Annotated in this window: 20 protein-coding genes and 1 tRNA gene; 13 read left to right on the top strand and 8 right to left on the bottom strand. The window is 71.8% G+C overall.

The features are described 5' to 3' along the window. Nucleotides 1-14 precede the first annotated feature (14 nt). A complete protein-coding gene (gene serC, locus SHK17_RS17970; protein WP_322920220.1) occupies nucleotides 15-1,136 on the bottom strand; it encodes a phosphoserine transaminase in 1,122 nt (373 codons plus the stop codon). A 100-nt stretch (nucleotides 1,137-1,236) separates the two neighbouring features. Between serC and SHK17_RS17965 the strand changes: the two genes are divergently transcribed. The 3 genes from SHK17_RS17965 to SHK17_RS17955 all read left to right on the top strand — a co-directional run bounded on the left by SHK17_RS17965 (nucleotide 1,237) and on the right by SHK17_RS17955 (nucleotide 2,868). Continuing rightward, nucleotides 1,237-1,749 (top strand): GNAT family N-acetyltransferase, encoded by a 513-nt coding sequence (locus SHK17_RS17965; protein WP_322920219.1) that lies wholly within the window; start codon nucleotides 1,237-1,239, stop codon nucleotides 1,747-1,749. 67 nt (nucleotides 1,750-1,816) lie between these two features. Continuing rightward, complete coding sequence (locus SHK17_RS17960; protein ID WP_322920218.1) at nucleotides 1,817-2,452, top strand: hypothetical protein; 636 nt, start codon at nucleotides 1,817-1,819, stop codon at nucleotides 2,450-2,452. Between the two features lie 35 nt (nucleotides 2,453-2,487). Beyond that, nucleotides 2,488-2,868, top strand: a complete 381-nt coding sequence (locus tag SHK17_RS17955) for a thiol-disulfide oxidoreductase DCC family protein (RefSeq protein ID WP_172266773.1) — start codon at nucleotides 2,488-2,490, stop codon at nucleotides 2,866-2,868. Between the two features lie 37 nt (nucleotides 2,869-2,905). Here SHK17_RS17955 and SHK17_RS17950 read toward each other — a convergent pair whose 3' ends face one another. Further along, on the bottom strand, nucleotides 2,906-4,012 hold the full coding sequence (locus SHK17_RS17950) for a citrate synthase 2 (protein ID WP_172266770.1): 1,107 nt from the start codon (nucleotides 4,010-4,012) through the stop codon (nucleotides 2,906-2,908). A gap of 97 nt (nucleotides 4,013-4,109) precedes the next feature. On the opposite strand from SHK17_RS17950, the gene pdxH reads away from it, so the two are divergent. The 6 genes from pdxH (at nucleotide 4,110) to SHK17_RS17920 (ending at nucleotide 11,743) form a co-directional block, all read left to right on the top strand. Then, nucleotides 4,110-4,757: a pyridoxamine 5'-phosphate oxidase gene (gene pdxH / locus SHK17_RS17945; RefSeq protein ID WP_322920217.1), complete on the top strand. Its 648-nt coding sequence runs from the start codon at nucleotides 4,110-4,112 to the stop codon at nucleotides 4,755-4,757. 61 nt (nucleotides 4,758-4,818) lie between these two features. After that, nucleotides 4,819-5,394 (top strand): TetR/AcrR family transcriptional regulator, encoded by a 576-nt coding sequence (locus SHK17_RS17940; RefSeq protein WP_322920216.1) that lies wholly within the window; start codon nucleotides 4,819-4,821, stop codon nucleotides 5,392-5,394. Continuing rightward, on the top strand, nucleotides 5,394-7,127 hold the full coding sequence (locus SHK17_RS17935; RefSeq protein WP_322920215.1) for an ABC transporter ATP-binding protein: 1,734 nt from the start codon (nucleotides 5,394-5,396) through the stop codon (nucleotides 7,125-7,127). Before SHK17_RS17940 ends, SHK17_RS17935 begins: the two co-directional genes overlap by 1 nt. Further along, the gene (locus SHK17_RS17930; protein WP_322920214.1) at nucleotides 7,124-9,136 is read left to right on the top strand and encodes an ABC transporter ATP-binding protein; all 2,013 of its coding nucleotides are present in this window, start codon (nucleotides 7,124-7,126) and stop codon (nucleotides 9,134-9,136) included. Before SHK17_RS17935 ends, SHK17_RS17930 begins: the two co-directional genes overlap by 4 nt. A gap of 580 nt (nucleotides 9,137-9,716) precedes the next feature. Next, the gene (locus SHK17_RS17925; RefSeq protein ID WP_322920213.1) at nucleotides 9,717-11,303 is read left to right on the top strand and encodes an MDR family MFS transporter; all 1,587 of its coding nucleotides are present in this window, start codon (nucleotides 9,717-9,719) and stop codon (nucleotides 11,301-11,303) included. Further along, nucleotides 11,300-11,743 carry a MarR family winged helix-turn-helix transcriptional regulator gene (locus SHK17_RS17920; RefSeq protein WP_172266755.1) on the top strand — a complete coding sequence of 148 codons (444 nt, stop codon included), beginning with the start codon at nucleotides 11,300-11,302 and terminating at the stop codon, nucleotides 11,741-11,743. The genes SHK17_RS17925 and SHK17_RS17920 overlap by 4 nt, the downstream gene beginning before the upstream one ends. Before the next feature lie 37 nt (nucleotides 11,744-11,780). Here the strand turns inward: SHK17_RS17920 and SHK17_RS17915 are convergent, their stop codons facing one another. Both SHK17_RS17915 and SHK17_RS17910 read right to left on the bottom strand, forming a co-directional pair. Beyond that, a complete protein-coding gene (locus SHK17_RS17915; protein ID WP_322920212.1) occupies nucleotides 11,781-13,367 on the bottom strand; it encodes a glycoside hydrolase family 13 protein in 1,587 nt (528 codons plus the stop codon). A 33-nt stretch (nucleotides 13,368-13,400) separates the two neighbouring features. Beyond that, nucleotides 13,401-14,186 (bottom strand): hypothetical protein, encoded by a 786-nt coding sequence (locus tag SHK17_RS17910; RefSeq protein ID WP_405030416.1) that lies wholly within the window; start codon nucleotides 14,184-14,186, stop codon nucleotides 13,401-13,403. Nucleotides 14,187-14,269: 83 nt separating this feature from the next. On the opposite strand from SHK17_RS17910, the gene SHK17_RS17905 reads away from it, so the two are divergent. Beyond that, the gene (locus SHK17_RS17905; RefSeq protein WP_172266749.1) at nucleotides 14,270-14,950 is read left to right on the top strand and encodes an iron dependent repressor, metal binding and dimerization domain protein; all 681 of its coding nucleotides are present in this window, start codon (nucleotides 14,270-14,272) and stop codon (nucleotides 14,948-14,950) included. A 98-nt stretch (nucleotides 14,951-15,048) separates the two neighbouring features. On the opposite strand, the gene SHK17_RS17900 is transcribed toward SHK17_RS17905, so the two are convergent. Genes SHK17_RS17900 through SHK17_RS17890 form a run of 3 tightly spaced genes read right to left on the bottom strand, consistent with a single transcriptional unit; the run spans nucleotide 15,049 to nucleotide 18,106 of the window. Further along, entirely contained in the window at nucleotides 15,049-15,954 is a 906-nt protein-coding gene (locus SHK17_RS17900) for a Sir2 family NAD-dependent protein deacetylase (RefSeq protein WP_322920210.1), read from the bottom strand. Beyond that, nucleotides 15,951-16,220: a DUF2277 domain-containing protein gene (locus SHK17_RS17895; protein WP_172266746.1), complete on the bottom strand. Its 270-nt coding sequence runs from the start codon at nucleotides 16,218-16,220 to the stop codon at nucleotides 15,951-15,953. The genes SHK17_RS17900 and SHK17_RS17895 overlap by 4 nt, the downstream gene beginning before the upstream one ends. Nucleotides 16,221-16,243: 23 nt before the next feature. Continuing rightward, nucleotides 16,244-18,106 carry a beta-propeller domain-containing protein gene (locus tag SHK17_RS17890; protein ID WP_322920209.1) on the bottom strand — a complete coding sequence of 621 codons (1,863 nt, stop codon included), beginning with the start codon at nucleotides 18,104-18,106 and terminating at the stop codon, nucleotides 16,244-16,246. A gap of 52 nt (nucleotides 18,107-18,158) precedes the next feature. On the opposite strand from SHK17_RS17890, the gene SHK17_RS17885 reads away from it, so the two are divergent. Further along, nucleotides 18,159-19,346, top strand: a complete 1,188-nt coding sequence (locus SHK17_RS17885) for a saccharopine dehydrogenase family protein (RefSeq protein WP_322920208.1) — start codon at nucleotides 18,159-18,161, stop codon at nucleotides 19,344-19,346. Nucleotides 19,347-19,360: 14 nt separating this feature from the next. On the opposite strand, the gene SHK17_RS17880 is transcribed toward SHK17_RS17885, so the two are convergent. Next, nucleotides 19,361-19,436: transfer RNA gene (locus SHK17_RS17880), tRNA-Arg, on the bottom strand. A gap of 179 nt (nucleotides 19,437-19,615) precedes the next feature. Here SHK17_RS17880 and SHK17_RS17875 point away from each other — a divergent pair. Both SHK17_RS17875 and SHK17_RS17870 read left to right on the top strand, forming a co-directional pair. Continuing rightward, nucleotides 19,616-20,899: an LCP family protein gene (locus SHK17_RS17875; RefSeq protein ID WP_322920207.1), complete on the top strand. Its 1,284-nt coding sequence runs from the start codon at nucleotides 19,616-19,618 to the stop codon at nucleotides 20,897-20,899. Then, a complete protein-coding gene (locus tag SHK17_RS17870; protein WP_172265507.1) occupies nucleotides 20,896-21,075 on the top strand; it encodes a hypothetical protein in 180 nt (59 codons plus the stop codon). The genes SHK17_RS17875 and SHK17_RS17870 overlap by 4 nt, the downstream gene beginning before the upstream one ends. Nucleotides 21,076-21,138: the final 63 nt, after the last annotated feature.

Raw genomic sequence — 21,138 nt, 5'->3', positions numbered from 1 at the left:
GCGCCGGACGGGTCTCAGCCGTGGGCGACCACGTGGTCGATCGCCGCGGTGAGCTTCTCGACGTCGGCCGGGTCGATCGCGGGGTACATCGCGATGCGCAGCTGGTTGCGGCCCAGCTTGCGGTAGGGCTCGGTGTCGACGATGCCGTTGGCGCGCAGCGTCGCCGCGATCGCGGCCGCGTCGATGCTGTCGTCGAAGTCGATGGTGCCGATGACGAGCGAGCGGTCGGCCGGCTCGGCGACGTAGGGGGTCGTGTAGTCCGTCCGCTCCGCCCAGCCGTAGAGGGCGTCGGACGAGGCCGTGGTGCGTTCGACCATCCCCTTCAGCCCGCCCTGGGCGTTCATCCAGTCGAGCTGCTCGGCCATCAGGAAGAGCGTGGCCACCGAGGGGGTGTTGTAGGTCTGGTTCTTCGAGGAGTTGTCGATGGCGGTCGGCAGGTCGAAGAACGGCGGGACGTAGCGTCCGCTCGACGCGATCTCCTCCGCGCGGGCCAGGGCACGCGGCGACATGAGGGCGATCCAGAGGCCACCGTCGGACGCGAAGCACTTCTGCGGGGCGAAGTAGTAGGCGTCCACCTCGGTGAGGTCGACCGGCAGGCCGCCGGCGCCGGAGGTGGCGTCCACGAGGACGAGCGCGTCGTCGGCGACGCCGGCAGGGCGGCGTACGGGCGCCATCACCGCGGTGGACGTCTCGTTGTGCGCCCACGCGTAGGTGTCGACGCCGTCCTCGGCGACCGCGTCGGGGCGCGAGCCGGGCTCGCTCGTGATGACCGAGGGGTCGGCCAGCCACGGTGCCTTCTTGGCCGAGGTGGCGAACTTGGACGAGAACTCACCGAAGGACAGGTGCTGGCTCTTCTCCCGGACCAGGCCGAAGCAGGCAATGTCCCAGAACGCGGTGGCGCCGCCGTTGCCGAGCACCACCTCGTAGCCCTCGGGCACGTCGAACAGCGCGGTGAGCCCCTCGCGGACCCGGCCGACAGTCTGCTTCACCGGCGCCTGTCGGTGGGAGGTGCCCATGAGCGTCGCGCCGGTCGCGGCGAGCGCGTCGAGGTGGCTGGTCTGGATCTTGGACGGACCCGCGCCGAAGCGGCCATCGGCCGGGAGGAGCTCGGCGGGGATCTGCAGGGCGTCGGTCATGGAGGGCCTCACGGTGAAGGGAACGGGCGGTCCTGACGACGCTGTCAGAGGCCTCTATTGTGTCACCCGCCCACGCTCGTCTCACGATGGGGGATCCCCGATGAACGCCGGCCTCCGCATCGAGCGGGTCGCCATCACCCACCCCGACGCGCAGGCGCTCATCGAGGCCGTCCAGGAGGAGTACGTCGAGCGCTACGGCGGTCGTGACGAGTCCCCGATCGACCCCGCGGACTTCGAGGACCCGCTCGGACAGTTCTTCGTCGGCTACCTCGACGACGCCCCGGTGGCGACGGGCGCGTGGCGGCGCAGCTCGGTCACGGCGCTCGGCGCCGAGGTCACTGCGGAGGTCAAGCGGATGTACGTCGTCCCGGCGGCGCAGCGCCGCGGGCTCGCGCGCCGGATGCTCGCGCACCTCGAGACCACGGCCGCGTCGACCGGGATCCAGGCGCTCGTCCTGGAGACCGGCCTCAAGCAGCCCGAGGCCATCGCGCTCTACCTCTCCTCGGGCTACGAGCCGATCCCGGGCTACGGCTACTACTGCGGCTCGGAGCTCAGCCGGTGCTTCGGACGGGTGCTCGAGAACTACAGTCCTGTGGTTCACGAGAACCCCTGACGCCCGCTGCGGGCGCCCCCTACGGTCGCTGGGTCAGGTGTGATCTCAGTGAAGGGTGGGACGACTCGTGGGAGCGTCACTGCGCGCTGTCGGGCTGCTCCGGGGAGCGCTCCTGCTGACCCTCGCGCTGGTGCTGGGCGCCGTCCCCGCGGCCTCGGCGGACGACGCCGCCAGCCGGCGCGGGACCGTCACGTCGTCGGCGCCCTACCTCATGCCCGTGGAGCCGTACGCCGGCTACCAGCCGCAGACGGGCTGCAAGCCCACGCCCCGGGCCGGGGTGCTGGCCCTCGCCGCGTGGCTCACCGCGCGCGGCGGCGGCTACGGACCCATTGGGCGGTCCTGCTCCGGGTCGAGCAGGAGCGAGCACAAGGAGGCCCGTGCCTTCGACTGGCTCCTCGACGCCGACGACCCGCTCGACCAGGCCCTCGCCACGGCGCTCCTCGACGAGGTCCTCGCCCCCGACGACACCGGCCAGCCGCACGCCCTGGCCCGCCGGATGGGCATCATGTACGTCATCTGGGACGACACGATGTACGCCTCCTACGACGCGTTCGTCCCCAAGCGCTACCTCAGCTCGGGCTGCCGCAGCCGCCGCACGTGCTCCCCGACGCTGCGCCACCGCGACCACATGCACATCTCGCTGACCCGCAAGGGCGCGAAGGGCCTGACGTCCTGGTACCTTGCCCAGCCGCCGCCCGTGTGACGAGCGGCTGACGACCGGCGACGTACGCTCGAGGCATGGACCGCGGCCTGATGCTCAACGACGCCGACTGCGGGTTCTGCATGCGCACCGCCGCGCTCGTGCCGCGTCTGGGCGTGGACGTCGACGCCGCGACGGTGCAGTCGGCGGACCTCGACGCCCTCGGCGTCGACCCGGAGCGGGCGCAGGTCGAGATGCCCTACGTCCACCCCGACGGCCGGGTCGACTACGGCCACCGCGCCTTCGCCGCGATCCTGCGGACGGGGCCGCTGCCGTGGCGCGTCGTCTCCCGGATCATGACCACCCCGGTCGTGGACCCCGTCGCCCGTCGCGCCTACCGCTGGGTGGCCGACAACCGCGAGAAGCTCCCCGGCGGCACACCCGCCTGCAAGCTCGAGGACCGGCCGGCCGCCGGCTGACCGGTGCCACCCGGCCGAGCGCTGTCGGGTTCGACGCTCAGGCGCCCCAGGCCTCGTGCCAGCCGTCGACCTCGCTGGCCGGTCGGGTGCCCGGCCCGGCGTAGACCGCCGACGGGCGGATCAACCGGCCGGTCGTCTTCTGCTCGAGGATGTGGGCCGACCAGCCGCCCGTGCGGGCACAGGTGAACATCGAGGTGAACATGTGCGGGGGGACCTCGGCGAAGTCGAGGACGATGGCCGCCCAGAACTCGACGTTGGTCTCCAGCACCCGGTCGGGGCGTCGCTCGCGGAGCTCCGCGAGGGCCGCCTTCTCCAGGGCCTCCGCCACCTCGTAGCGCGGTGCGTCGAGCTCCTTGGCGGTGCGCCGCAGCACCCGGGCGCGCGGGTCCTCGGCGCGGTAGACGCGGTGGCCGAAGCCCATCAGGCGCTCGCCGTTGTCGAGCAGCTCCTTGACGTACGACGACGCGTCGCCGTCGCGCTTCTCGACCTCCTCGATCATCCCGAGGACGCGTGAGGGCGCCCCGCCGTGCAGCGGGCCCGACATCGCACCGATCGCGCCGGAGAAGGCGGCGGCCACGTCGGCACCGGTGGAGGTGATCACCCGCGCGGTGAAGGTCGAGGCGTTCATGCCGTGCTCGGCCGCCGAGGACCAGTAGGCGTCGATCGCGTGGGCGTGCTGGGGGTCGGCCTCCCCGCGCCAGCGGATGAGGAACCGCTCGGCGAGGGTGCGGCCCTGGTCGACCTCCGACTGGGTGACGACCGGCCGGCCGAGGCCGCGCGCGGACTGGGCGGCGTACGACAGCACCATGACGGCGACGCGGGACAGGTCCAGGCGCGCCTGCTCGTCGGAGATGTCGTAGGTCTGGCCCATCCCCAGCATCGGCGCGAGCATCGCGACCGCTGCCTGCACGTCGGCGCGCACGTCGCCGGTGTGGATGGAGATGTTGTAGGGCTCGGCGGGCGGCAGCCCGGGGTCGTACGAGCCGTCGACGAGCAGGCCCCAGACGTTCTCGAACGGCACCCGGCCGACGAGGTCCTCGATGTCGACGCCGCGGTAGCGGAGGGCCGAGCCCTCCTTGTCGGGCTCGGCGATCTGCGTCTCGAACGCGACGACGCCTTCAAGGCCGTGCTGGATCTCGCTCATGCCACTCCTCCGGGATCAGGGAGTCCCGGAGAACAGCACGGGACGGCTCATTGTGCACGACCGCCCGGGCCGGTCCCCGGCGGCTACCCTCGGCGGCATGGACCTCTCCGGACTGCGCGAGGAGTACGGCCGCGGGGGTCTCGACCTCCCCGACCTGGCCGACGACCCGATCGAGATGTTCGAGCGCTGGCTCGAGCAGGCGGTCGCCGCCGGGGTGCACGAGCCCAACGCGATGGTGGTCGCCACCGCGACGCCCGAGGGGCGTCCGTCGAGCCGGATGGTCCTGCTCAAGGGCGTCGGTCCGGACGGGTTCGTGTTCTTCACCAACCACGCCTCGCGCAAGGGCGAGGAGCTCGCGGCCAACGCGCAGTGCGCGCTGCTCTTCCCGTGGCACCCGCTCGAGCGCCAGGTCCGGGTGGAGGGGACCGCCGGGCTCCTCGACGCCACTCGCGTGGAGAGCTACTTCCACTCCCGCCCCCGCGGCGCCCAGCTCGGCGCCTGGGCCTCGGCCCAGTCCCGGCCGGTCGGGTCGCGCGCGGAGCTCGCGGCGACGTACGCGGCGATGGAGGAGCGCTTCGGCCCCGACGACGACGACGGCGAGGTGCCTGTCCCGCCCGACTGGGGTGGCTACCTGGTGGTGCCCGAGGTCGTGGAGTTCTGGCAGGGCCGACGCAGCCGGATGCACGACCGGCTGGTCTACCGGCGCAGCGGCGCCGGCTGGGACGTCGTACGCCTCGCGCCCTGAGCCGGCTTCGTTCGGCCGAAAACCGTTTGTGAGTGAGTGCTCACTCATCTACCCTTCCCGGGTGACCCCGCGTGCCCGCCCCATGACTCCCGAGGACCGGCGCGAGGCGCTGGTCGACGCGACGATCCCGTTGCTCCACGAGCACGGGCGCAGCGTCACCACCAAGCAGATCGCCGACGCCGCGGGGGTCGCCGAGGGCACCATCTTCCGTGTCTTCGACTCCAAGGACGACCTGGTGACAGCGGCCGTGGAGAAGGCCATGGACATGGAGCCGTTCCTCGCCGACCTCGAGTCGATCGACCTCGACCAGGACCTGCGTGGTCGGCTCACCGAGCTCTGCACGCACCTGCAGGACCGGTTCCGTGGCATGTTCCTGCTGATGAGCGCGATGGGCATGGTCGGACCGCCCAAGGCGCACCGGCACATGGAGGACGGTCGCCGGCGGGCCGAGAAGATCATGGTCGCCGTGGTCGAGACCGACGCCGACCACCTCACCTGCACCCCGGTCCAGCTCGTCCACATGCTCCGGATGCTCACCTTCTCCGGCACCCACCCCCACATCAGCGACGGCCACGTCCTCACGCCCGCCCAGATCGTCGGGACGCTGCTCGACGGCGTGCTGGAGAAGGAGTCCTGATGCTGCTGCGTCTCGTCCGCACCTACCTGCGGCCCTACGCCGCTCCGCTCGCCGCCGTGGTGGGGCTGCAGTTCGTCGGCACGATGGCCGCGCTCTACCTGCCGAGCCTCAACGCCGACATCATCGACCGTGGCGTCGTCACCGGCGACACCGCCTACATCATCAGCCACGGCGGGCTGATGCTGGCCGTCTCGCTGGTGCAGATCGTCTGCTCGATCGCCGCGGTGTGGTTCTCGGCGCGCAACGCGATGGGCTTCGGCCGCGACCTGCGCGCGTCGATCTTCCACCGGGTCGGCACCTTCTCGGCCCGTGAGGTCCAGCAGTTCGGTGCGCCGTCGCTGATCACGCGCGAGACCAACGACGTCCAGCAGGTGCAGATGCTGGTGCTGATGGGCGGCACGCTGATGGTCTCGGCCCCGATCATGATGGTCGGCGGGATCATTATGGCCGCCCGCGAGGACCTCGGCCTGTCCTGGCTGGTGCTCGCCGTCGTGCCGGTCCTCGGCCTCTCGATCGGCTTCATCGTCCGCCAGATGGTGCCGAGCTTCCGGCTGATGCAGGAGCGCATCGACGAGGTCAACCGGCTGCTGCGCGAGCAGATCACGGGCGTACGCGTGGTGCGGGCGTTCGTCCGCGAGGAGCACGAGGCGCGGCGCTTCGGCGACGCCAACGCCCAGCTCACCGACGTGGCGATCCGGGCCGGTCGCTGGCAGGCCGCGGTGTTCCCGACGGTGATGATCGTCGCCAACGTCGCCACGGTCGCGGTCGTCTGGTTCGGTGGCCACCGCGTCGAGGGCGGCCACATGCAGGTCGGCGCGCTGACCGCCTACATCTCCTACCTGATGCAGATCGTCATGTCGGTGATGATGGCGATGTTCATGCTGATGATGGTGCCGCGGGCCGCCGTCTGCGCCGAGCGCATCACCGACGTGCTCGACACCGAGTCGTCGGTCGTCCCGCCGGCCGACCCGGTCGGCGAGCTGCCCGAGCGGCTCTCCCTCGAGCTCGACGGCGTGACGTTCTCCTATCCCGGCGCGGAGGAGCCCGTGCTCCGCGACGTCCGGCTGACCGCCCGGCCCGGCGAGACGGTGGCCGTGGTCGGCTCGACCGGCGCCGGCAAGTCGACGCTCGTCAACCTGGTGCCCCGCCTGTTCGACGCCACCGGCGGAGCCGTCCGCATCGGCGGCGTCGACGTGCGCCGCATCGAGATGGAGACGCTGTGGTCGCGCCTGGGGCTGGTGCCGCAGAAGGCCTTCCTCTTCCGCGGCACCGTGGCCGACAACCTGCGCTACGGCAAGCCCGACGCCACCGAGGAGGAGATGTGGGCGGCCCTCGAGATCGCCCAGGCGCGGGAGTTCGTGGAGGCCATGCCCGACCGCCTCGACGCCGAGATCTCGCAGGGTGGCTCGAGCCTCAGCGGCGGCCAGCGCCAGCGCATGGCGATCGCCCGGGCGGTCATCCGCCGTCCCGACATCTACCTCTTCGACGATTCGTTCTCCGCGCTCGACCTGACGACCGACGCCCGGCTGCGGGCGGCGCTGAGACCGGTCACCCGGGACGCGACGGTGGTGATCGTGGCGCAGCGCGTCGCGACCATCCGCCACGCCGACCGGATCGTGGTGATGGAGGACGGCGCCGTCGTCGGCACCGGCACCCACGAGGAGCTCCTCGAGAGCTGCTCGACCTACCAGGAGATCGTCCGGTCCCAGCTGACCGCGGAGGAAGTGGCATGAGCACCGACGCAGAGGCCAAGCCCGGCACCCAGCCCGGGACCCAGCCCGGCACCCTGAAGGAGACCGAGCGCGTGCAGTCCGGTCCCGGGCCCGGCCGGGGACCGATGGGCGGCGGCATGATCGGGCAGAAGGCCGACACGTTCTGGCCCTCGCTCAAGCGGCTGCTCGCCCGGCTGCACCCCGAGCGCCACAAGTCGTACGCCGTCCTGGTCCTGACCGTGCTCAGCGTCGCCGCCACCGCCGTGGGTCCGTGGATCCTCGGCCGGGCCACCGACCTCGTCTTCGCGGGGCTCATCGGCAAGGACGTCCTCGCCGGCGGCGCCACGCAGGAGCAGGCCGTCGAGGCGCTCCGCGCGCAGGGCGAGGACGACCGTGCGGAGATGCTCGAGTCGATGACGCTGACCGACGGCGTCGACTTCGCCGCCGTCGCCGACGTGCTGCTCGTGGTGCTCGCGGTCTACGTCGCCGCGTCGCTGCTCGCGTGGCTCGGCGGCTACCTGCTCAACGACGTCGTGCAGGGCACCGTCCTGCGGATGCGCTCGGAGGTCGAGGACAAGGTCCACCGGCTTCCGCTGGGCTACTTCGACAAGCAGCCGCGCGGCGAGCTGCTGAGCCGCGTCACCAACGACATCGACAACATCAGCCAGACGCTCCAGCAGACGATGAGCCAGATGCTCAACTCGCTGCTGACCGTCGTGGCGGTGCTCGGGATGATGTTCTGGATCTCGCCGCTCCTCGCGATGGTGGCGCTCGTGTCGGTGCCGATCTCGATGGTCATCACCGCCGCGGTGATGAAACGGTCTCAGGGGATGTTCATCCAGCAGTGGCGCCGCACCGGGACGCTCAACTCCCACATCGAGGAGACCTTCTCCGGGCACGCCATCGTCAAGGTCTACGGCCGGCAGGCGGAGTCCGAGCGGGTGTTCGCCGAGCAGAACGACGAGCTCTACGAGGCGTCGTACAGCGCCCAGTTCGTCAGCGGCCTGATCATGCCGATCATGATGTTCGTCGGGAACCTCAACTACGTCGTCATCGCGGTGCTCGGCGGGCTCCGGGTCGCCAGCGGCACGATGTCGCTGGGTGACGTCCAGGCGTTCATCCAGTACTCCCGCCAGTTCACCCAGCCGCTGACGCAGGTCGCCTCGATGCTCAACCTGCTGCAGTCCGGTGTCGCGTCCGCCGAGCGGGTCTTCGAGCTGCTCGACGCCCCGGAGGAGTCGGCCGACGCCGACGGCCTGCCCGCCACCGGCGCCGCGGCACGGGGTGAGGTGCGCTTCGAGGACGTCTCCTTCTCCTACGACCCGGAGCGCCCGCTCATCGAGGGCCTGTCGCTGGTGGCCCGACCGGGCAGCACCGTCGCGATCGTGGGCCCGACCGGGGCGGGGAAGACCACCATGGTGAACCTCGTCATGCGGTTCTACGACCCCCAGGCCGGCCGGATCCTCATCGACGGCGTCGACATCACCTCCGTCCCGCGCGGCGTGCTGCGCAGCCGGATCGGGATGGTGCTGCAGGACACCTGGCTCTTCGCCGGGACGATCCGGGACAACATCGCCTACGGCCGGCCCGAGGCGACGGAGGAGCAGATCCTCGAGGCGTCGCGCGCCACGTTCGTTGACCGCTTCGTGCACTCGCTGCCCGACGGCTACGACACGGTCATCGACGAGGACGGCTCGAACCTGTCGGCCGGCGAGCGCCAGCTGGTCACCATCGCGCGAGCCTTCCTGTCCGACCCGGCGCTGCTGATCCTCGACGAGGCGACCTCGTCGGTGGACACCCGCACCGAGCTGCTCCTGCAGCGGGCGATGGCGGCCCTGCGCTCGGACCGCACGTCGTTCGTGATCGCGCACCGGCTCTCGACGATCCGCGACGCCGACCTGATCCTGGTCATGGAGGACGGCTCGATCGTCGAGCAGGGCTCGCACGACGAGCTGCTCGAGGCGGGCGGCGCCTACGCCCGGCTGCACCGCTCCCAGTTCGAGGCCCCGGCCGAGGAGGCGGTGGGCTGAGGCCCGCGCGAATATCCCATTGAGTGGCCCCGCTCGGCGACGTACGGTGGTGGCACACGGAAAGGAGGTGGTCCGAAGAATGAGTTCTTTTCGGATGAGTGAGGTGGCTGCCCGCTAGGCAGCCCCGGCATCGCCGACAGCTGCCGGCGAATCCACTGCAGCCACCCGACCCGCAGGCCCCCGGTGTCATCCCCCGGGGCTCCTCACCCGAGGAGCAGCAGGCCTGCGGGTCGCTGCATGTCCGGAGGACGTACACGCTCCCCGCCCGCCCTCCGCCCCGTCGCCCGCCTCCGCGTACGCCGCGACACGCCCGGACGACGCGTTGAGTCTCTGGGCGACTCAACGCCGAGGGAGCGCCGCGACACGCCCGGACTACGCGTTGAGTCTCTGGACGACTCAGGGCCGAGGGAGCGCGGCGACACGCCCGGACTACGCGTTGAGTCTCTGGACGACTCAAGGCGTAGGACGGCCCAACGGTGTGTCCCAGGTCTCGCCGAAGCCGGCTGGCGGTGACGCGTCCATAGGCATATAGTTGTTGAGTACAACCATTGCGGTACGCAACCACTATCGAAGGAACGCAGTGACCCAGGCTCCCACCGTCAGCGCCGAGCAGAACGGCGCGATGACCCACCGCCAGGTGCTCGAGGCCCTGAGCGGCCTCCTCCTCGCGATGTTCGTCGCGATGCTCTCCAGCACGATCGTCAGCAACGCACTGCCGACCATCGTCGACGACCTCGAGGGCAGCCAGACCGGCTACACCTGGGTCGTCGTCGCGACGATGCTCGCGATGACCGCGACCACCCCGATCTGGGGCAAGTTCGCCGACCTCTTCGACAAGAAGCTGCTCGTGCAGTCCGCGCTGGTCATCTTCTCGATCGGCTCGCTCATCGCCGGCTTCGCGCCGTCGATGGAGGTGCTCATCGGCGCCCGCGTGATCCAGGGCCTCGGCGTCGGTGGCCTCACCGCGCTCGTCCAGGTCGTCATCGCCACGATGGTCTCCCCGCGCGAGCGCGGCCGCTACAGCGGCTACATCGGCGCCGTGTTCGCGCTCGCCACGGTGAGCGGCCCGCTCGTCGGCGGCGTGCTGGTGGACACCGTCGGCTGGCGCTGGTGCTTCTTCGCCGGGCTCCCGGTCGCCGCTCTCGCCTTCGTCGTGCTCCAGAAGACGCTGCGCCTGCCGGTGATCAAGCGTGACGTCTCCATCGACTACCTCGGTGCCTTCCTGCTCGTCGGCGGCATCTCGATCCTGCTGGTCTGGGTCTCGCTCGGCGGTCAGAACTTCGACTGGGTCTCGTGGACCAGCGGCCTGCTCGTCGCCGCCTCGATCGTCGTCATCGGCGCTGCCGTGCACGTCGAGGCCAACGTCGCCACCGACCCGGTCATCCCGCTGCGGCTCTTCCGCGACCGCACGCTGACCCTCGCCACCGTCGCGTCCGTGCTGATCGGCCTCGCGATGTTCGGCTCGACGGTCTACCTCAGCCTCTACTTCCAGCGCGCCAAGGACATGACCCCGACCGGGGCCGGCCTCATGTCGATCTGCATGGTCGGCGGCCTGCTCGTCTCGAGCATCCTGAGCGGCCGGATCATCTCCCGCACCGGCGTGTGGAAGCGCTGGCTCGTCGGCGGCATGGTCGCCGTCATCGCCGGCATCGCGCTGCTCTCGACGATCGACGCCAGCACGCCGCTGTGGCGCACCGGGCTGTTCATGGCCGTCCTCGGCCTGGGCCTCGGCGCCACCATGCAGAACCTCGTCCTCGCCGTGCAGAACACGATCGCCCTGTCCGACATGGGCGCCGGCTCCTCCGTGGTCGCGTTCTTCCGCTCGCTCGGCGGCTCGGTCGGCATCGCCGCCCTGGGGGCCGTGCTGGCCCACCAGGTCGCCGACGCGGTCGAGTCCGGCCTGCGCAAGCTGGTCGCCCAGCACCCCGAGCTCGCCTCGCAGGTCGGCCACGACACGGGTGGCATCCCCGACGTCTCGGACATGCCGGCCCCGATCCGCGCCATCTTCGAGAGCGCGTTCGGTGACGCGACCGGTCACATCTTCCTGGTGGCGCTGCCCTTCGCCGTCGGTGCCCTCATCGCCGTGCTCTTCATCAAGGAAGTCCCCCTGCGCACGTCGGTGAAGCGCGAGGATGAGCTCATGGCCGAGGCAGACTCCCAGCGATGAGCACCCGCGCCGACGACCTGCGTCGCATCGAGGCCGAGGTCGGCACCCTCATCCGCCGCGTCAAGCGGGTGATGGGGGAGCGGGCCCGCGAGGTCCACCCCGACCTGCACCCGATGACCTACTTCATCCTCAGCCACCTGGCCGCCAACGGGCCCATGCGCGGCGCCGACCTGTCCGACGCCTTCGACATGGACAAGGGCGGCGTGAGCCGCCAGGTGCAGACGCTGGTGGACCTCGGCCTCGTCGAGCGCAAGCCCGCTCCCGAGGACCGGCGCGCGATCTTGCTCGACGCGTCCGACGAGGGCCGCAAGCGGCTCGCGCACATGATCCAGGTCCGCAGCGAGCGATTCGACGAGCGGCTCGCCGACTGGACCGACGCCGACCTGGCGCTGTTCGCCCGCCAGCTGGCGACCTACAACACCGCGCTCAGCGACGACTGAGGCTCAGCGACGACTGAGGCTCGGCGACGACTGAGGCTCAGCGCAGCCAGGCGGCGGTGTCGGGCGGCAGCTTGTCGTCCACCGGACCGCTGGCCAGCAGCAGGTCGCCCGCGGGGAGCTCGACGGCAGCGTCGCCGCAGTTGAGCACCACTGTGAGCGGACCGCGCCGGAAGGCGAGCACGTCGGCGCCGAGGTCGAGCACCTCGACCTCGTCGCCCGCCGACCAGGCGAACTCGCGCCGTACCCGCAGGGCCTCGCGGTAGAACGCCAGGGTCGACGACGGGTCAGCGGCCTGCGCCTCCACGGTGAGCGCCGCCCAGTCCGCCGGCTGCGGGATCCACGCCTGCGACGTCCCGGGCCCGAAGCCGTACGGCGCCTGCGTGCCGCTCCACGGGATCGGGACCCGGCAGCCGTCGCGCCCCGGCTCGCCGGTGCGCAGGTAGGACGGGTCCTGGCGGTGCTCCGGGGCCACGTCGACCTGCTCGAGGCCGAGCTCCTCGCCCTGGTAGAGGTAGCTCGAGCCGGGCAGGGCGAGCATGGTGAGCGTCGCGGCGCGGCCGCGCGCGAGGCCCTGCTCGCCGCCGCCGTAGCGGGTCACGTGGCGTACGACGTCGTGGTTGCTGAGCACCCACGTCGGCGAGGCGCCGACCGGCTTCACGGCCTCGAGCGTGCTGGTGACGACCTCGGAGAAGGCGGCGGCCGACCAGTCCGCGAGGAGCCAGGCGAAGTTGAAGGCCTGGTCGAGCTCGTCGGGGCGGGTGAAGGCGACGGTCGACTCGGGCGTCTGGGTCCACGCCTCTGCCACGGCCATCCGGTCCGGGCCCACCTCGTCGAGGATGTCGTGCCACGAGCGGTAGACGTCGTGGACCTCGGGCTGGTCCCACATCGGCTCGTCCTTGAGCTCGCGGGCGACCATCGAGTGGTCGGCGTTGACCTGCCCCGAGCTCGCCGTGGCGCCCTCCGCGACGACCTGGTCGCGCAGGCTTGCCTCCTTGAAGAGGCCGTGCGCCACGTCGACGCGGAAGCCGTCGACGCCACGGTCGAGCCAGAAGCGCAGGACGCCCTCGAACATGGCCGGCACCTCGGGGTTGCGCCAGTCGAGGTCGGGCTGGGTGGAGTCGAAGAGGTGGAGGTACCACTGGCCGTCGTCGACCTGGGTCCAGGCCGGGCCGCCGAAGACGGAGCTCCAGTTGTTGGGCGGGCCGTCCTCGCTGTCGCGGAAGAGGTAGCGCGCACGCTCCGGGCTGCCGGGCCCGGCGGCCAGTGCCGCCCGGAACCACGCGTGCTCCTCGGAGGTGTGGTTGGGCACGAGGTCGACGACCACGCGCAGGCCCAGCTCGTGGGCCCGGGCGACGAGGTCGTCGGCGTCGGCGAGCGTGCCGAAGAGCGGGTCGACGTCGGTGTAGTCCGCGACGTCGTAGCCGTGGTCGTGCTGCGGGGAGGTGTAGAACGGCGTGATCCAGAGCGCGTCGACGCCCAGCTCGGCCAGGTGCGGCAGCCGCGAGGTGATGCCGGGCAGGTCGCCGATGCCGTCACCGTCGCTGTCGGCGAAGCTGCGGACGTAGACCTGGTAGACGACGGCGTTGCGCCACCAGTAGGTCCTTGGATCGTTCAAATCGGCCATGCCGTCATCCTCTCAACAGGCACCGGGAGCGGGTCAACTGCCGGAGACGGGCGTCCGCCCACCGAACAGCGCCGGGTCCACGGCGATCCAGGTGTGCTCGGCCGTGGCAACGACCCGGCCGTCCGTGTCGTAGAGGGTCGAGGCGGTGAAGGTCTTGCGGCCGTCCCGGCCGCGGCCCTCGCCGACGACGACGTGCGGCTCCCCGATCACCGGCAGGGTGTCGACCCGCGCGGTCATCCGGCCGAGGACCATCAACCGTTCGGTGAGGTCGCCGGCCCAGCCGCCGACGCAGTCGAGGGACGCCCAGGTCGCGGCCACGGAGGCGCGCGGGTGCTCGTCGACGTACGCATGCCAGTCCTCGTGCAGGCTGCGGTGTGGCGTCCAGGTGGCGGCGACGAGGTCGCCCGCCGGGCCCGCGCCGACGCGGCCGGGGAAGATCCGCAGCCCGTCGCCCTCCTCCCGCGCCGTACCGCAGGCGAAGCAGGTGGGGAAGGGGTGGAAGTCGTGGCCCGGGTACGACGCCTCGGCGGCCGCCGCGGTGGCCGGGTCCACCGGCTCGACCTCGGTCAGCGCACGCTCGACCCGCTGCGCCGTCGCGACCGCAGCACCGGCGACGGCCGCGGTCGTCACGCCCGCGTCCTCACTGACGGCGAAGGGCGCGTCGAGGGGTGGGGGCTGGCGCAGCGACACCTCGATCGCCGGCCACCCGTCGGACCGGTCGGACGGGGGACCGGCGTCCACCAGCGCGGCCAGGGCGCCCGCCGTCCAGCCGCCGTTGCCGGAGTCGGGAGGCCCGCAGAAGCGGCGCGGCACGATCATCTCGGTCACCCGCCTCACTGTGCCACGGCCGGCGGGTGGGCGGGTGGGAGGAGCCGGTTGCCGCATGGGACACAATGACCGGTGTGAGTGACCTGATCGACACCACCGAGATGTACCTGCGCACCATCTTCGAGCTGGTGGAGGAGGGCATCGTCCCGCTGCGGGCGCGCATCGCCGAGCGCCTGCACCAGTCGGGGCCGACGGTCTCGCAGACCGTGGCGCGGATGGAGCGAGACGGGCTGCTCACCGTCGAGGGCGACCGCCACCTCGAGCTGACCGAGGAGGGCCAGCGCCTCGCCGTCCGTGTGATGCGCAAGCACCGGCTGGCCGAGCGGCTGCTCACCGACGTCATCGGCCTCGACTGGGAGCTCGTCCACGCCGAGGCGTGCCGGTGGGAGCACGTGATGTCCGAGACCGTCGAGCGCCGCTTGCTCGACCTGCTCGACCACCCCACCGAGTCGCCCTACGGCAACCCGATCCCGGGCCTCGACGAGCTCGGCGACGTCGCCGGCGAGGACTTCATGGACAACGTCGAGCCGCTCTCGGGCGCCGCGGTGTCCGAGGACCAGCGCGTCCACGTCAAGCGCATCTCCGAGGAGATGCAGAAGGACGAGGAGCTGATGGGGTTGCTGCGCCGCGTCGGCGCCCTGCCCGGCAAGACCGTGACCATCGCGCGCACCGACGAGGGCATCCTCATCGGGTCCGGCGGCGAGACCGCCGAGCTGGTGGTCGAGGCGGCCGAGCACATCTTCGTGCGCCGCTGAGGTCGTCCCTGGCCGTCCCGTCGGTGGTTTCCCCGCCTATGCGGGGAAACCCGAACTTCTCGAGGCGTGCACGCCCCCAGAAGTTCGAACTTCCCCGCCTATGCGGGGAAACCACCGGGACCCGACACCGACGACACCCGCCCAGCAAGCGCGGTCAGGAAGTCGCTGCACCCCACCTCGAGCTTGTACGACGCCAACGGGTCGCCGCGGGTCGCGCCACGGTTCACGACGACGATCGGCGTGCCTCCCTGGGCCGCGCGCTTGACGAACCGCAGCCCGCTCATCACCGTCAGCGACGAGCCGGCCACGAGCAGCGCGCCGCCGGTGCCCAGCGCCTCGACGGCGGCGTAGCAGCGGGCGACCCGGTCGGGTGGCACGTTCTCGCCGAAGAAGACGACGTCGGGCTTGAGCGGGCCGCCGCACGCGCACGTCGGCACGACGAAGTCCGCCGTGTCGTCGAGGTCGACGTCGCCGTCGGGGTTCGACGCGACCGACGCGTGCCGCTCGACCCAGTCGGGGTTGAGCTCGTCGAGCACGCGCTCCAGCTCGGCGCGCGAGGACGTGCTCCGACAGCCCAGGCAGACCACGTCGGCGACCCGGCCGTGCAGCGCGACCAGTCGTCGCGAGCCGGCGGCCTCGTGCAGGCCGTCGACGTTCTGGGTGATGAGCATGAGCGGGTCGACCGCGGCCAGCGCCCGGTGACCGTCGTTGGGGACGGCGTGGCCCATCCGCTGCCAGCCGACGTGGCTGCGCGCCCAGTAGCGCCGCTGCGCCTCGGGCGTCGCCACGAACTCCTGGTAGGTCATCGGTGCCCGCGCCGGTGCGCCCGGCCCGCGGTAGTCCGGGATGCCGGAGTCGGTCGACAGCCCGGCCCCGGTCAGCACGACGACCGGCCGCGTGGCGAGCAGGTCGAGCGCCGCCTCCACCGCGGCCGGGTCGACCTCCGCGGCTACGTCAGGTCGCTCGGCGGGCGCGTCGGCGTACGCCGAACGGCTCAGGGTCACGCGCCGTACCGCACCTGCGCGCGGGCCCGCGCCTTCGCCGCCTCGACCTCGCGGTTCTTCGGCGGAGCGCCGGTCACCAGGTCGTCGAGCAGGTGCTCGGTGATGTGGGCGATCTCCTTGACGGCGGCGTAGAACACCTCCTCGTTGGCCTGCGACGGCTTGGTCGTGCCGGCCACCTTGCGGACGTACTGCAGGGCGGCGGCGGTGACCTCGTCACGTGTCGCGGGCGGCTCGAAGTTGTTGAGCGGTCGGATGTTGCGGCACATGCCACGAGCGTACGCATCTCGCGCTAGACGGTGAAGAAGCTCACGTCGTCGCCGGTCACCAGCGCCACCTTGCCCGACGCGAGCGGGACCAGGCGTACGTCGGCGACGTCGGTGCCGTGCTCGACCTCGACCATCCGGTTGGTCATCGACCCGTCGTCGAGCGACAGCACCGACACCCAGCCGGTGGTGCCGGTCCAGCCCTGCGACACGACGGTGAGGGCGACCCGCTGCTCGGGCAACCAGGTGAACTGGCGGGGGTCGGTGCCCGCGCCGGCGAGGCTGTTGGCGGGGTAGCGGACGACGTCGACCTGCCTGGGCGAGGTCAGGTCGGTGACGTCGAAGAGCGCCGCCTGCGCGCCGCGGGTCACCCCCTGCAGCGAGGCGTCCTGGCCGACCCCGATGAGGCGCTGCTCGCCGAGCGGGTGGAGGTACTCCGAGAACCCCGGGATCTTGAGCTCGCCCAGCAGCGCGGGGGAGTCGGGGTCGGTGAGGTCGACGGCGTAGAGCGGGTCGGTCTGCCGGAACGTCACCACGATCGCGAGGTCGTCGAACCATCGCACCGACGTGATCTCCTCGCCGACGCCGAGGTCGTCGACCCGGCCCGCCTCGACGAGGTCGGCGCCCTCTTCGCGCAGGGTGAGGACGGAGTTGAAGTTGCCCGTCTCGCTGCTCGGGCCTACCGCGACGCGCAACGAGCCGCCGACCGCGTCCATCGACCAGCGGTCGGCGATCGTGCCCTCCACCTCGCCGGAGGCGACGTACGTCGCGTCCATGCCGTCGAGCGCGAACGCGAAGAGCGGCGTGGTGCCGGTCGCCGTGCTGCCGGCCCAGCGGCAGTCGAAGCAGTCGGTCCACGGCCCCCACCCGGGCGCGGCGGCGGCGAGGTAGAAGCGGTCGGTGGAGAAGTACGCCGTGTCGGAGTCCGTGGCGACGGCGGTCGAGGTCCGGGTGGTCGGGGCGGCCGGGTCGACGGCGAGCACGGTGGTGGTGCCGAGGGGGAGGTCCTCGTCCTCGGGGACCGCGACGTCCTCGCAGGCGACGAGCGGCTGGCCGGCGACGGTGGGCAGCCAGTCGGCGAGCGTGGTGTCGCGCACGAGCGAGCGGTTGCGCAGTCGCGAGCGGATCTCGCCGAACGTGCCGTCGGGGTGGGAGAAGTCGAGCTCGGGCAGGCCGTTGTTGAGCACCACCCGGACCACGTCGCCGTGCAGCCGGACCGCCGACGCCCGTCCCCGGACGGTGGTGGCGTCCACCACGCTCGGAGCGGTGGGGTCGGCGAGGTCGACGGTCGTGATCGTCGTCGAGAGCCCGTCGCCCGAGGACCCGATCACGACGGCGCGACCGCCCACGAGGACCAGCTCGCCGCCCGGGTCGCCCACCCAGTCGTTGCCGCGGGCGTCGTCGAGGCGGGTCGTCGACAGGAGCGACGGCTCGTCGCCCGAGACGTCGTAGGCCAGCAGCTGGCCGTCGCGCATCCGCAGCAGCAGGGAGCCGGACACCTTGACGACGTCGGACTCGTCCACGCCGACCTCCTGCACGTTGGTGCCGGACGCGCCGCTGGTCGACCGGGACGTCGCGGCCGCCGAGCGCTCCACCCCGGACGACATGGCGTCCGAGCTCCCGGCGTCGCCGGACTCCATCGCGAAGACCGGCAGGTCGCCGCCCCAGCCATAGGGACCGACCTGGCCGAGCGCCCGGTCGACGTAGGAGTCGAGGAGCTCCTCGCAGCTCGCCGTGGCGACCAGGTCGGCGTTGGCCAACGCGATCGGGGGACCGGTGGGCGGGCGGTCGTCGCCGTCGGACCCGGTCCCCACGACGTAGCCGACGCCTGCGGCAGCGGTCAGGGTGGCGACGGCGGCGATGCCGGTGGTGATCGTGCGCAGGCTCATGGTCGTGGGACGAGGGGCCGGGACGCGCGGTTCCGCGTGGCACGATGGCGCGATGAGCGACGCCCCCGATCTCGCCCGTGACCGGTCCCGTGAGCCCTCCCGGGAGCTGGACCTGGTGCTCTTCGGCGCGACCGGGTTCACCGGCGGCCTCACCGCCGACTACCTCGCCGCCCACGCGCCGGCCGACCTGCGGTGGGCGATCGCCGGGCGCAACGCCGACAAGCTGGACGCCGTACGACGGAGGCTCGGCGCGGACGTCGAGGTGCTGGTCGCCGACTCGACCGACGCCGCCGCGCTCGCCGACATCGCCCGCCGGGCCCGCGTGGTCGCCACCACGATCGGCCCCTACCTCGACCACGGCGGGCCGCTGGTCGCCGCATGCGCCGAGGCCGGCACCGACTACCTCGACCTCACCGGTGAGCCGGAGTTCGTCGACCGGATGTTCCTCGAGCACCACCGCACCGCGCTGCGCACCGGCGCGCGCCTGGTGCACGCGTGCGGCTTCGACTCGGTCCCGCACGACCTCGGCGCCTACTACACCGTGCAGCAGCTCCCGTCCGACGAGCCGATCACCCTGCGCGGCGTGGTCCGCTCCGGCGGCACCTTCTCCGGCGGCACCTTCCACTCCGCGCTCAACCAGTTCGCGCGCGCCAAGGAGATGAGGAAGACGTACGCCGCCCGCCGTCGCGCGGAGGTGCGTCCCGAGGGCCGCTCGTCGCGCTCGGTCGGCGGCAAGCCGCACCGCGACCCGGTGCTCGGCTACTGGTTGCTCCCGCTGCCGACGATCGACCCGATCGTCGTCGCTCGCAGCGGCGCCGCGCTGGAGGCGTACGGCCCCCGGTTCCGCTACTCGCACTGGGCCGGCACGAAGACCCTGCGCTACGCCGCCGCCGGCGCCCTGGGGGTCGGCGCGCTCACCGTCGCGGCACAGGTCGGGCCGTTGCGCGAGCTGCTCAAGGACAAGGTCCCGGTCGGCTCGGGACCCGACGAGTCCAAGCGGGAGAGGTCGTGGTTCACCGTCGACTTCGTCGGCGAGGCCGCCGGCACGACCGTGCACACCCGGGTCTCGGGCGGCGACCCGGGCTACACCGAGACCGCGAAGATGCTGTCCGAGGCCGCGCTGTGCCTGGCCCTCGACGACAACCCCGCGACGGCCGGCCAGGTCACGCCCGCCCAGGCGATGGGCGACGCGCTGCTCGCCCGGCTGCAGGCGGCGGGGATGCGCTTCGAGACCCTCTGACCCGGAGGTCGTGGTGGTGCCCCAGGCAAGAGTCGAACTTGCGACCTTTCGCTTAGGAGGCGGCTGCTCTATCCACTGAGCTACTGGGGCGGTGCCGCCTCGCCCTGAGGTGCTGCGGCGGGAAGCATCCTGCCACGAGCAGCCACGTCGACCCGCACCCGGCGGTGCCGGAGCCCGGATCGGGACGTGTCGCGAGCGCGGGAAAACTTGCGCGGTGAAGTAGGTTCAGTCCCGGTCATTACGTCAGCCCTGTGTCGAAGGTGAGCCCCGTGTCCGATGAGTCACGCCCGGAGGCTCCCGTCAGCGCGCCCAAGCGCAAGGGCAAGGTGGCTCGAAAGCACACCGTCGGGCGGGTCATCCTCGTCAGCGTCTTGGTGCTCGCACTGGTCACCAGCCTCGGCACGGTCTACCTGATCCGCCACCTCAACGGCAACATCGAGGGCGTCTCCCTCGACGCCCTCGGCGACGCCGAGCGGCCCGAGAAGGTCTACAACGGCAACGGCGAGGCGCTCAACGTCCTCGTCATGGGCTCGGACTCGCGCGAGTGCGAGGGGTGCGGCATCGACCAGGAGGGCGGCGGTGGGTCCGACACCACGATCCTCGTCCACCTCTCCGCCGACCGCAGCCGGGCGTACGCCGTCTCGATCCCGCGCGACTCGATCGTCACGCGTCCCGAGTGCAACGACGGCGACTCGCCGGCCGCGACCAACGTGATGTGGAACGCCGCCTACGGCGTCGGCGGCCCGGTCTGCACGATGGCGCAGGTCGAGGAGAACGCCGACGTCTACGTCGACCACTTCGTCTTGGTGGACTTCGCCAGCTTCGGCTCCATGGTCGACGCCGTCGGCGGCGTCCCGGTGTGCGTGCCCGAGGACATCGTCGACCGGCCGCGCCAGATCTTCGTGCCGAAGGGCAACCCGTCCGTCCTCACCGGCGACGAGGCGCTCGACTACGTCCGCGCCCGCTACGTCGGCGACCTGGTCGAGCAGAACGACATCTCGCGGATCCGGCGGCAGCAGGAGTTCATCGGCGCCCTCGTCCGCGAGGTGCTCTCCGCCGGCACGCTGTCCCGGCTCGACAAGGTCGTCCGGTTCCTCGACGCGGCCACCGAGTCGCTGACCACCGACGAGGAGTTCGCCTCCGTCACCCGCCTGGGCAAGGTGGCCATGCAGCTGCGCGGCATCGGGCTCGACGAGATCAAGTTCGTCACCCTGCCGACCGACTACTACCCCAGCGACTCCGAGTTCCGGGGCAAGGTCTTCTGGACGCCCGAGGCCTACGAGATCTGGGAGCTCATCAAGGCCGACAAGGAGATCCCGGCCCGGCTGCTCAAGGGCAACAGCACCAGCGCGGAGCCGCCGGCGAGCGCCGCCGAGACCGAGTCGCCGAGCCCGGAGACGCCGACCGGCAGCGAGTCCCCGTCCGAGACGCCGTCCGAGACCCCCAGCGAGACCCCGAGCGAGACACCCGACGAGACCGCCTCGGAGTCCCCGACGGAGACCCCCGCCGAGACGACGCCGCCCGAGGAGCGCATCTTCGGGGTCTGCGCGTGAGCGCACCCCGCGACCCGCGCATCCCCGCCGAGGAGTGGGAGCGGCGTCGGCGCCTCGCCGCGGTCTTCGGTGACGCCGTGCCGGAGCAGACCAGCGACGACCGCGACTCCCGCGAGGACTCGGCCGGCAAGGGCGACGACTGGTACCGCGACCAGGTCCCGCCCCACCACGGCTGACCCGCGCCCGGATAGTCCGTAACGAAAATGCTGGTCGGGGCTGGCCTCGCACCAGCCGTTGGA

The sequence above is a fragment of the Nocardioides renjunii genome (assembly GCF_034661175.1).
GTDB lineage: Bacteria > Actinomycetota > Actinomycetes > Propionibacteriales > Nocardioidaceae > Nocardioides > Nocardioides renjunii.
This window is presented reverse-complemented; position numbering and strand designations above follow the sequence as displayed.